Genomic DNA, 11,603 nt, shown 5'->3' with positions numbered 1-11,603 from the left:
TGCGTGAATTTTCGGCGTCTATCGCTACAAGCCATTTTACTCAGCCTGCTCATCTCGAATGCGTATGCCTTGCCTCTCCCGCCGGTTGCCGACCCAGCGGGCCGTGAAAGGGAACTGCAACGTCGTGAGCAGACCTTGCAAGAACGCAGGCAGATTCAGCAGCGTGATGAGCAGTTGGTTGCTCCTGATGATGAAGTCGAAGCTCCCGACGCGGGACCTTCTTTTGTCCTCAACAGCGTGCGTTTTACCAAGTCCGAGTTGCTCACCGCGGATGAGCTGAAAGCTATTGTGTTGCCTTACCTAGACAAGGAAACGCGGCTATCCGACCTGAATCGGATGGTCGCAGAGATCAATGCGGCCTATCAGGCAAAAGGAATTTATACGGCGACTGCTTTGCTGCCCAAGCAGGATGTCACCGGCGGCGTTGTGATCATCCGTCTGGTTGAAGGGAAACTGGGGGAAGTGCTTATTGAAGGTCATAGCTATCTGCCCGAGCCCTACGTGCGCGGCTGGGTGCCGCTTCCCGAAGATAAGACCCTGGTCGATATGAAGGTGCTGGAAAGCGACATTCTCGAGTTCAATCGGGTCAACGATGCACGACTGCAGGCCGAGCTGCGTGCAGGCAAGGACTTCGGTCTTACCGACATAGTCATGGTCGTCGACGAACCGCTGCAGAATAATGTGCAACTGTTTGTCGATAACTATGGCTACGAGAGCTCCGGTGAAAATGAAGTGGGTGCAATCTATCGCCGCCAAGGTGTATTCACCGGGAGCGACAGGGGGTTGCTCTATACGCTGGTGTCGGAAGGTAACCAGGCGTTCACTTCAATCTACAGTGCGCCGATCAAGGCAAGCGGGTGGCGGCTTGGCGGTAGCCTCTCGGTCAACCAGTCGGAAGTGACTGCGGGTGATTTTCAGGATCTGGCGGTTGAGGGAGACTCAACCAGCCTGACGCTGGATGCTTCCTGGCTAGCCATTTCTAGCAGAAATTTTTGGCTCAACGCGCTGGGCTCGGCTATGTATTCGACATCGAAAACGTCGGTACTTGGAGAGACCATCAGTGACTACGACATCAACAAAATCAATACCGGCGCGCAGTTCACTTGGCTGGGCTCGGGCTGGCAATTATCAGGTCGGCAACTGGTTGGTTGGGTGAGCACGCAGAACCAGGCAGCTAGTGGGACTGATCAGAGTTTTGCAATACTGAGCGGAGACGCAAGCGCCTATTACCGACCACATCAATCCGCTTGGTACGGGTTGATGCAGATGGATTATCAGTACACCAACGAGGAAGCAATTCCTGGGGCCGTGGCTTACTCCGTCGGAGGACCAACATCGATACGTGGTTATGCGCCAGGTCTTATCAGCGGTGACTATGGCATTCAGACCAGTCTCGAAGCCCATTACAGCGGGCTAAGTGCGCTGGGTGGAACGCTTGATCCCTTTGTGTTCTATGACATAGGCACTGTGCTTTCAAAAAACCCCACGCAGACGCCCAAGGCCGCAGGCGTCGGCCTTGGCTGGAGCGGTGTTGAAGGGTTCTCGGTGAATATGACCTATGCAAATGCCTTGGCTGATATCCTGCCAAACCAGGATGACTGGGTTTTCTACACACGACTAAGCTGGGAATGGGGGCAATAGCGAACCAGGGGACACTGCCTGCTGGTAGGGCAGCCGAGCCGCCGTCCGCTCGGCACGCGGCAGCCATGGTGCACTGCCTGCGGCGAGTGACACCCTACAGAGCGTGGGTTGTTCGAGGCCGCTGTGCACATGAACCCCACTTGTCTGCCACATGACTGCACTGCATACCCCTGCCCGGCCGAGATGAGGTAGAATTCGCACCCTCTTTCTACTGCCCAGCTGGTTTTCTCAGGGGATTTGCCATGTTCAGCCGTGATTTGAATCTTGCTCGTTTTGACGCCGAACTGTTTACCGCGATGGAGCAAGAAGCCCAGCGCCAGGAAGAACACATCGAGCTGATCGCCTCGGAAAACTACACCAGCCCAGCGGTGATGGAAGCCCAGGGCAGCGTGCTGACCAACAAGTACGCCGAAGGCTATCCGGGCAAGCGCTACTACGGCGGCTGCGAATACGTCGACGTGGTCGAGCAACTGGCGATCGACCGCGCCAAACAGCTGTTCGGTGCCGACTACGCCAACGTCCAGCCGCACTCCGGCAGCCAGGCTAACAGCGCCGTCTATATGGCGCTGCTCAACCCGGGCGACACCGTACTGGGCATGAGCCTGGCCCACGGCGGTCACCTGACCCACGGCGCCAGCGTCAGCTTCTCCGGCAAAATCTACAACGCCGTGCAGTACGGCATCGACAACGTCACCGGCCTGATCGACTACGACGAAGTCGAGCGCCTGGCCGTTGAACACCAGCCGAAAATGATCATTGCCGGTTTCAGCGCCTACTCGCAGATCCTCGACTTCCCGCGCTTCCGCGCCATCGCCGACAAAGTCGGTGCCTACCTGTTTGTCGACATGGCTCACGTAGCCGGTCTGGTTGCGGCAGGCGTGTACCCGAACCCGGTGCCGTTCGCCGACGTGGTCACCACCACCACCCATAAAACCCTGCGCGGCCCACGTGGCGGCCTGATCTTGGCGCGCGCCAACGAAGCCCTGGAGAAAAAATTCAACTCCGCGGTATTCCCGGGTGGCCAGGGTGGCCCGCTGGAGCACGTGATTGCAGGCAAGGCCGTGTGCTTTAAAGAAGCCCTGCAGCCGGAATTCAAGACTTACCAGCAGCAAGTGATCAAGAACGCCCAGGCCATGGCCAGCGTGTTTATCGAGAACGGCTATGACGTGGTCTCCGGCGGTACTGAGAACCACCTGTTCCTGCTCTCGCTGATCAAGCAAGACATCACCGGCAAAGACGCCGACGCCGCACTGGGTCGCGCCTTTATCACCGTGAACAAGAACAGCGTCCCCAACGACCCACGTTCGCCGTTCGTCACCTCGGGCCTGCGCATCGGCACCCCAGCCGTAACCACCCGCGGCTTCAAGGAAGACGAGTGCCGCGCACTGGCCGGCTGGATCTGCGAAATCCTCGCCAACCTGGGCGATGAAGCCGTTGAAGCCCGCGTACGCGAGCAGGTTAAAGCGGTCTGCGCCACGTTCCCGGTCTACGGCAAGTAAACGTAACTGCCGCACACAGAAGCCCGCCACTTGGCGGGCTTTTTAGTGGCTATGTCCCAATAGCGTGTTGCCTGGGAGATTCAGGCCTAAGTCCTTTTCGCATAGCTGGCAACGGGTAGGGTGACGCGGGGCCGCCCAGGCCGTGCGCACCAACGCAGGCAACGAACACTGGTGCGCACGGCGCACCCTACAGACCCAGACCACCTCAAATGCTGTGGCGACAACTGAACGCAACACGCTATTGGTACATCGCCTTTTCAGTGGGCAATGCCGGGCTTTTACGTTTCAACAACTACACACTGCACACCTCGATTGCTCACCCGTCGCATCCATGTGAAGATCGCTCCCTGCGACCACAGCCCACATGGACTCTCGAATTGCTCAAGCGCGCCCACTACACGATTGCCTGGCCACTCATTGCGGCCCTCCTCGCCCCCGCAGCCTTAGCAGCAAGCAATTCTGACTGCGAAACCGCCCTCAAAAAACGAGATCTGGTCGGCGCCAAAAGCATCTGTACGCAAGCACTTGCCTCGCAAAAGGCAGCAGCCGGTGGCAACGCATCAGCGCAACTGGAAACACTGGCGCGCGCGCATGACAACCTCGGCAGCTTGTCCATGCTCAACCAGCAGTACCGCGAAGCCGAAACGCACTACCGCGCCAGCCTCGCCGTCAGAACCCGCGCCTACGGCAAGAACCATCACAACCTGTCGCGCTCGATAGTCCCTCTGGCCGAGAGTCTGGTACGGCTTAATCAACCTGGCGATGCCGAAAAACTCCTACTGCAGACACTGCAGTTGCGGCAACAAGCCTTGGGCAAGAACTCGGAGGCAGTTGCCAGGATACACGGCACACTCGCCACCTTTTACATCCGCACCAACCAAATGGCCAAGGCCCAGCGCCAGCTTGCAGAGCAAATCAGCATACTCGAACTGCTCTACCCTACCGGTGCAACAGCCACAGCCAAGGCCTACAACAGCCTCGCGGTGGTGCGCAAAAAAGAAGGTCAGTTTCCGCAAGCAGAAGCCTATTTCCGGCGTTCAATTGAAATCTACGAACGCAAAAATGCGGCTAACACGCTCGAAGTCAGCGCCCCCCTGCTCAACCTGGCGACCCAACTCACAGAGACCAACAAACTCAATGAAGTAGAGCCGCTGCTGCTGCGCGTAAAACGCATTCGCCAGCAACTCGAAGGCGAGGAATCAGTTGGCGTTGCAGATATCCACAACAGACTGGGCGTGCTCTTCAACCTGCTGGGCATGAAGCAAGATGCAGAAGAGCAACTACGCGCAGGCCTGGCCATCAGAGAGAAGCGCTTAGGTGCCAACCACATGCTTGTGGCGGAAAGTTGCAATAACCTGGGCATGCTATTGATGCAGGCCAACCGCTTCAACGAAGCGCTTGCAGTGCTGCGCCATGCCACCGTTGTTATCCACTCGCAGACGGGCCCACAAAGCGCGCAAACCATCGCTGCCTGGGAGCAACTGGAAAAACTGTACGGCCGCATGATCCAGCAAAACAACAGCGCAGGCTAAACCGCGAGGCCATGTTGGGTTACGCGGTGGTCACAATCGTTGGCTTACCGGGGCAGTGCGGCTCACCGCTAACCCAACCTACGGGTTTGCGCATGCCCATGATTCGCGACCAAACCACCAAACCGTAGGTTGGGTCGGGCCGCGTGGGTTAGCCGCGCAGACCACACCCTTGCCAACGCCGCGATTACGGGGCGCGGCGTAACCCAACAGCGCGACCGCGAGCCGGCTGCACAGGGTGATGATTGTGCGAAACCATGTAGGGTTACGCGGTGGCCATAATCGTTGGCTTACCGGGGCAATGCGGCTCACCGCTAACCCAACCTACGGATTTGCGCACGCCCATGATTCGCGACCAAACCACAAAATCGTAGGTTGGGTCGGGCCGCGTAGGTTAGCCGCGATCAGCAGGCGCGACATCCACCAGCCACTCGTTGACCTTGCGTACATCATCGCGTACCAGCGAGCCGCTCCAGCGACGTAGCACCAGCGAACTGAGGATGAAGTCGTACTGCGACTGCAGCATGGCGCGGCGCGCGGCGTACTCTTCCTTGATCGTGTTCAACACATCCACGGCGTTCATCACGCCAAAACCAAACGCCCGCTCGGCAGCTTCACGGGCCTTTGCCGAAGAGGCCATGGCCTTGCGGGAGGCGGAAATCTTGCTTACGCCTGCCTGGGTGTCGTAGAACGCCGAGCGCGTCTCACGCACCACCTGGCGCCTGGCTTGTTCAAACTCTTGCTCGGCCACCATCAAGTCGGAAGCGCCGGCTGAAACCCGCGCACGGGTCGAGCCACCACTGTAGAGCGGCACCTGAACCCCCAAACTCACCACATAGGTATCCGTGATCTGCGCTTGGCTGTTCTCGTAACCGATGTCGCTACGCTGGCCACTCAGGCTCAAACTGACCTTGGGCTTATGCCCACCTGCCGCTTGTTGCAAGGCAGCCTGCGCAGCACTGACCGCACGGTTGCGCGCCTGCAAAACCGGACTCTCGGTCATGGCCTGCTGCACCCAGTATTCACGGTCATACTCCGGTGGCAGAAACACGACCTGCTCACCGACACGTTTCAAGCGCTCGGTAATCTCACGCCCAATCATCTCGGACAGTGCTTCGCGGCCCACCTCTACGGTGTTACGCGCTTCAATTTCGCGGGATTTTAGTGAATCCACCCGCGCCGAGATTTCCAGCACATCGGTAATCATTGCCAGTTGGCGCTCATACAACGAATTGACGCGTGCCAGGTTACGCTCAGTGGCGCGCAACTCAGCAGACACCAGAGCCAGCTCATCCTCAGCCGCCAAGGCGGTGAAGTAGCGCTCGATCAGATCAAGCGTCGCCTCTTCTTGAGTAATCGCGTACTCCGCCTCCTGCTGCCGTGCCAGCTCGCTGTAACGGCGGTAGTTGTGCCAGGTTTGTGCGTCATAAATCACCTGACTCAAGGTCAGCGCGTAGCGCTCACCGTTATAAATCTGCCGGGTGATGTCATTGTCCTGCGCAGTTCGATTGAGCGTACTGCTGGCGCTCAATTGCGGCAGCAACTGGCCAAAGGCCTCGCGCTCACGCCACGCACCACCCTCGCTGCGTGCACGTCCGGCGAGCACACGTGGGTCTTCCAACTCGGCCTCTTGAAACAACTGCCATAAATCCACCACCTGCTCCTGACTGGGAACAGCGGCGAATACCACACCGGAAAAAGGCGCACTCGCGAGCAGCATCACACCACAGAAAAAATGCCGCACAGGGTCAGTCCTCAATCAGTGAACGGGCAAACGCATTAGTCGCCGGCTGCACCAGGTAATTCAATAACGTACGCTCGCCAGTATTGATCAGCACTTCGGCTGGCATACCGGGCACCAGCGTCAAGTCACCCAGGGCCTTGCGACCCTTATCGGTCAGCTCAATGCGGCCCAGGTAATACGGAACACCCGTTTGCTCATTGACCAGACGGTCGGCAGAAATCTGCGCCAGACGCCCCTCGATCACCGGCGTGGTTGCGCTGTTGAATGCGCTGAAGCGCACATCCGCCAACTTGCCAAGCGCGATTCGGTCGATGTCTATCGGCGAGATCTGCGCCTCGACCACCAGATCCTCGCTGGCCGGCACCAGATCCAGCAACGGCGTACCCGGCGCAATCACCCCGCCCACCGTATGCACTTGCATGCCCAGCACCATGCCGGCCTCAGGCGCACGTACGCGGATACGCTGGGCACGCTCGGCAACTGCGGCGAAGCGCTCGTTCAAATCAAAAATCTTGGTTTGCACCTCGGATTGCTGAGTAACCACCTCCGCGATGAAATCCTTGTTGAGCTGCATGATTTGCAACTCAGTCTCACCAATCTGCAAGCGCGCGCCGGCAATGGACGAGCGTAACTCAGCGATTTCAGACAGCAGGCGCACACCATTGCGTTGCTGCTCACGCAAGCGCTGCTTGTCGACAAAACCCTCTTTAAGCAACGCACTCAAGTCGCCGACTTCTTCTTCGTAAAAAGCCGACTCCTTCTGTTTGCCGGCGATCACCGCATTAATGCCACGAATCTGCTCGTCGAGTTGCACCACACGCTTTTGCAGCACACCGGTCTCGCCCAGCCGGGCGGAGCGACGAGCCTGAAAAACCTGGTCCTCGTTCTGCTGCGCCTCAAGCACACGCTGATCGGCGCTGCTGGCATCCTGCTTGAAATCAACCACATCCAGGCCATCGCGCTCCGCTACCAGCCGTGCGCCCAGCGCGACCGATGCAATCAGCTGACTGCGCACCATTTCCAGCTCGGCCAATGCCTGCGTGCCGTCCAGTTCAAGCAGTACATCACCAGCGGCCACCTGGTCGCCATCACGCACGTAAATGGCCTTAACGATGCCGCCCTCCAGGTGCTGCACCGTCTTGCGGTAGCTCTTGACCGTGACCACGCCAGACGCAAGGGCCGCGCTGTTCAACGGGGCAAAGGTTGCCCAGGAACCAAACAGGCCGAACGTCACAAACAACACGGCATAGCCGATACGCCGCACAGGCAAATCGTTGGTCGCCAACGGCAGCGATGGCGCAAGGCCCGCGGGGGAAGAATTACTCACGTCCATTTCCATCCTTTAAAGGGTTACGCACGCACTGCTGCTGCCGACTGCTGGGCCTTGCTCAGCTCGGCGAGCACCTTGTCGCGTGGGCCGAACATCGCCAGCGCGCCATCACGCAGCACCATCAGCTTGTCCAGGGCATTAAGCACACTGGTGCGGTGAGTAATCACAAACAGCGTACAGCCCGCCTGCTTGAGCTTGACGATGGCCTCGGACAGCGCCCGCTCACCCACATCGTCCAGGTTGGAGTTGGGCTCATCCAAGACGATCAACTGCGGCCGCCGATACACCGCCCGCGCCAGGCCGATGCGCTGACGCTGGCCACCGGACAGGCCACCGCCGGTTGCACCAATCACCGTGTCATAGCCCTGCGGCAACTTGAGAATCAGTTCATGCACACCGGCCAGGCGGGCGGCCTCAACCACGGCCACTGGGTCAACGCTGCCAAAGCGGGCAATGTTCTCGTTGATCGAACCGTCAAACAACTCGACATCCTGCGGCAGGTAACCGACATGCTGACCAAGCTCTTCACGCTTCCAGGCAAACACGTCGGCACCGTCCAGGCGCACCTTGCCCTGTGCGGCCGGCCAAATACCCAGCAGCGCACGGGCCAGGGTCGATTTACCCGACGCACTAGGACCGATAATGCCCACCGCGTCACCAGCCGCCACGTGAAAGTTCAGCCCTACCAGCACCGGCTTTTGCGCCCCAGGCGGCACCACCGCCAGGTTTTCTGCGCTTACCTCGCCACGCGGCGCAGGTAACGACATGCGCTCCGGCTCGGCGGCAACCTGTTCAAGCAGCTCATCGAGCCGCGCATACTGGCCACGCGCCGCAGAAAAGCCCTTCCAGGCACCAATCATCTGATCGATCGGTGCCAACGCCCGGCCGAGCAAAATCGAACCGGCAATCATCAGCCCCGGCGTAATCTCCTGCTCGATCGCCAGGTAGGCACCCAAGCCCAGAATCAGCGACTGCACCAACAAACGAAAGGTCTTGGAAAACGCCGCAATACTGCCACCGCGATCACTCGCCACGCCCTGCAGGGACAACACCTGGTGGTTCATCGCCTGCCAGCGCTCACGCAACATCCCCAGCATGCCCATGGACTCAACCACCTCGGCATTGCGCAGGTTCTTCTGGGTGAAGGCAGTGGCGGCCAGGTTTTGCTTGTTGGCCTCCAGCAGCGCCGCGTTGGTCAGCCGCTCGTTGAGGAAGGCAAGGGCCACCAACACCAGCGCACAACCCACGGCAAACCAACCAAACCAGGGGTGGAACAAAAACATCACGGCCAGGTAGATCGGCAGCCAGGGCGCATCGAAAAACGCAAACAGCCCATTGCCGGTAATGAACTGACGCAAGCCGGTGAGGTCACTTAGGGGCTGGGCCGAGGCCTGCATACCACCTGAGGTGAGCGCCTGCTTGAAGCTGGCGTCATACAGGCGCGGCCCCAGGATCAGATCCAGCCGCGTACTGAGGCGCACCATAATGCGCGAACGTACCCACTCCAGCACGCCCATGGTAACCAGCAGCAAGGTGAGAATCAGGGTCAGCATCAGCAAGGTCGAATGGCTGCCAGTGGCGATCACCCGGTCATACACCTGCAGCATGTAGAACGCGGGGACCAGCATCAGGAAATTGACGAACAGGCTGAAAAAACCAACAGAGAAAAAGCCCCCCTTGCACACAAGCAAGGCAGCTTTCAGGTCAGACTGGGATGGGGGCTTCATGCGCGGGACCCTAAAGACTCAGTAACAAAAACAGCCCGGGATGATATCACGGAGGTGTCATTATGATGCCAACACCCCGCCACCTCGCGTGCGTCTGTCGCCCCTTACAGCCGCCTAAACAAAAAATTCCTGGGGCCGGAATGCCTCTGGGATGCGCCGCCAAAACGCGATAGACACAGAGCTTTATATCGCCAATATGCCCGTATCCAACCCAGCATGCCCACGCGGCGACACACTTGCGCCACAGGCGCTTTCGACAACAGCCAAAATAAACAGCGATCTTGGTAATTAGCTTCCTTAAACCTATTTATCGCAGCAGATAGCTACAAATAAACCCAATAACGCGACACATAAAATTGCTAGCCTACCGCCAAAGCGGTCAACTCACACCCTGAACAGCCATGCGCACGTGCACGTTTTCATTCCAACGAGACAACCGCTAGGCACTACCCGGCTGACTTTATTAACGTGTGTCATCACCGCGATTTCTCTCGCCTACGTTCGGGCTCTCCACGCCGGCAAGCACTATACTTTTTGTTAACAGGCAGTAGAATCCGCCATTATTCCGACGCCAAATCTACCGGATGCCAAATAAGGAGCTAGTGCCAGCGCTGCAAAGGGATACCCGAAACGGTTACAAGCGCCCCAGAAAACTTGATGAGGCAAAAATGATACATCCGCAGAGTTCCAGCCAACCGGCAGTGAAGTTAGTTATCCGCCTGCCAGCCCAGATGAGGGAGCGCCTCGCTGAAGTGGCCCAAACCAACCACCGCAGCATGAACTCCGAAATAATCTCCATCCTTGAGCGCACCCTTGCACCAGTTGCAAGCACTGCGCAGCAAGGCGACGAATAACTTCGCAGGCAACCTAACGCACCTTGCCTTACGTGGGAGGGGCTTCAGCCGCGATGCTTTTCGGCACAAGGCCGCAGCCCAAACCCTAGGGTCGGACCGCGTAGGCCACACCCTTGCCAACGCCGCGACGGCGTAACCCAACACCGCACCCGCAAGCCGAATGCACATGGCGATGAATTGTTGTGCTGGCGAGACCGTGTTGGGTTACGCGGTGGCCGGAACCGTTGGTTTGCCTGCATGGCGTGACGCACCGCTAACCCAACCTACGAAAATCGGCACATTGCCACACACCAAACCGTAGGTTGGGTCGGGCCGCGTAGGTTAGCCGCGCAGACCACGTATTTTCCAACGCCGCGGCGGCGTAACCCAACACTGCGACCGCAAGCCGAACGCACATGGCGATGAATTGTTGTGTTGGTTAGACCGTGTTGGCGGTTTGTTCAGTTGCGTGCATAACAACCGTCACAGACCGGCAAAGCTGATGGTTCCGCCGGCGCTGCTCAGGCTGTCGCCCAGCTCAGCGGCTACCGTTTGTAAATTGGCGGTCACCTGCCTGTTGCGCGACCAGGCTTGATGCATCCCGACCAATCGCGGCAAGTGCAGCATGGACAATAACTGGCTGTAGGCCATCGGCAGTGCCTGGGCCTGGCGTAATTGCAGAAACGCCTGATCGTCCAGCGCATTCAGGCGCGCCTCGTCGACCCGAAACAGACCGCGCATCTCGGGCATGCCCGCCGCATCATCTGCGGGGATAACCCAGGGCATGAGCAACCCATGCTGTTGCAGTGCTTTGCACGCCAACTCGGTCTGCTGCCGGGATTGCTCGCGGCGTTCCAGCAGCGGCAACAGTTGGTTGACGGCTGCGGAGGCACCGCCGTCGGCGCCGAACAGCGGCAAGCCATCGGCGTCCTGGCTCAGGTGTTGACTGTGCGCATCCACGCACACTACGCATTCGCCGGCCGCACTCATGAACAAACTGAATGGATGACTGCGCAACACCGCAGGCACATAACCGCCCAGCCAGCGGCCGTCATCGGCAACCAGCAAACTGATGCCGGGCTGCACACCGGCCAGCAACACCGGCACATAGGTATCACCGCTGACGACAAATGCCGTAGGCATGTTTTGCGCCACCCTGGGCAACTCAGCCACTACCAGCGGCTGCAGGGCTTCGCCACGGGCGAAGCCATAATCGGTCGGTTTTTTCCAGTGCAAGCCGGCGTGTTTCACCCGTGAAATCGGCACGTAATTGGCCATCGCATCTCTCCTTGTGTCTGGT

The 11,603-nt window shown here is 58.9% G+C and carries 7 protein-coding genes and 1 pseudogene; 4 read left to right on the top strand and 4 right to left on the bottom strand.

Translation table 11 applies throughout. The features are described 5' to 3' along the window. Window positions 1-3 precede the first annotated feature (3 nt). From Q8K09_RS10395 to Q8K09_RS10385, 3 genes are all read left to right on the top strand, one after another. Window positions 4-1,641: a ShlB/FhaC/HecB family hemolysin secretion/activation protein gene (locus Q8K09_RS10395; RefSeq protein WP_305254895.1), complete on the top strand. Its 1,638-nt coding sequence runs from the start codon at window positions 4-6 to the stop codon at window positions 1,639-1,641. Window positions 1,642-1,883: 242 nt separating this feature from the next. Then, complete coding sequence (gene glyA / locus Q8K09_RS10390) at window positions 1,884-3,140, top strand: serine hydroxymethyltransferase (RefSeq protein ID WP_305254894.1); 1,257 nt, start codon at window positions 1,884-1,886, stop codon at window positions 3,138-3,140. A 209-nt stretch (window positions 3,141-3,349) separates the two neighbouring features. After that, a complete protein-coding gene (locus tag Q8K09_RS10385; RefSeq protein WP_305254893.1) occupies window positions 3,350-4,672 on the top strand; it encodes a tetratricopeptide repeat protein in 1,323 nt (440 codons plus the stop codon). Window positions 4,673-5,063: 391 nt separating this feature from the next. Here Q8K09_RS10385 and Q8K09_RS10380 read toward each other — a convergent pair whose 3' ends face one another. From Q8K09_RS10380 to Q8K09_RS10370, 3 genes are read right to left on the bottom strand one after another with little or no spacing between them, the layout of a single operon-like run. Next, a complete protein-coding gene (locus Q8K09_RS10380; protein ID WP_305254892.1) occupies window positions 5,064-6,413 on the bottom strand; it encodes a TolC family outer membrane protein in 1,350 nt (449 codons plus the stop codon). 4 nt (window positions 6,414-6,417) lie between these two features. After that, window positions 6,418-7,746, bottom strand: coding sequence for an HlyD family type I secretion periplasmic adaptor subunit (locus tag Q8K09_RS10375; protein ID WP_305254891.1), 1,329 nt, complete (start codon window positions 7,744-7,746; stop codon window positions 6,418-6,420). Window positions 7,747-7,763: 17 nt separating this feature from the next. After that, on the bottom strand, window positions 7,764-9,470 hold the full coding sequence (locus Q8K09_RS10370; protein WP_305254890.1) for a type I secretion system permease/ATPase: 1,707 nt from the start codon (window positions 9,468-9,470) through the stop codon (window positions 7,764-7,766). A 668-nt stretch (window positions 9,471-10,138) separates the two neighbouring features. Here Q8K09_RS10370 and Q8K09_RS10365 point away from each other — a divergent pair. After that, a pseudogene (locus tag Q8K09_RS10365) lies at window positions 10,139-10,285 on the top strand (Arc family DNA-binding protein); the annotation flags it as partial. A gap of 501 nt (window positions 10,286-10,786) precedes the next feature. Here the strand turns inward: Q8K09_RS10365 and Q8K09_RS10360 are convergent. Continuing rightward, window positions 10,787-11,581: a SapC family protein gene (locus Q8K09_RS10360; protein ID WP_305254889.1), complete on the bottom strand. Its 795-nt coding sequence runs from the start codon at window positions 11,579-11,581 to the stop codon at window positions 10,787-10,789. Between the last annotated feature and the right edge of the window lie 22 nt (window positions 11,582-11,603).

This window comes from Pseudomonas sp. (assembly GCF_030683065.1).
Taxonomy (GTDB): Bacteria; Pseudomonadota; Gammaproteobacteria; order Pseudomonadales; family Pseudomonadaceae; genus Aquipseudomonas.
Note: the sequence above shows the minus strand (reverse complement) of the source record. Positions and strands in the feature narration are given on the sequence as shown.

Coding starts and splice junctions, on each gene's coding strand:
- glyA (WP_305254894.1), top strand. CDS start 1,884: ATGTTCAGCCGTGATTTGAATCTTGCTCGTTTTGACGCCGAACTGTTT.
- Q8K09_RS10385 (WP_305254893.1), top strand. CDS start 3,350: ATGCTGTGGCGACAACTGAACGCAACACGCTATTGGTACATCGCCTTT.
- Q8K09_RS10375 (WP_305254891.1), bottom strand. CDS start 7,746: ATGGACGTGAGTAATTCTTCCCCCGCGGGCCTTGCGCCATCGCTGCCG.
- Q8K09_RS10370 (WP_305254890.1), bottom strand. CDS start 9,470: ATGAAGCCCCCATCCCAGTCTGACCTGAAAGCTGCCTTGCTTGTGTGC.
- Q8K09_RS10360 (WP_305254889.1), bottom strand. CDS start 11,581: ATGGCCAATTACGTGCCGATTTCACGGGTGAAACACGCCGGCTTGCAC.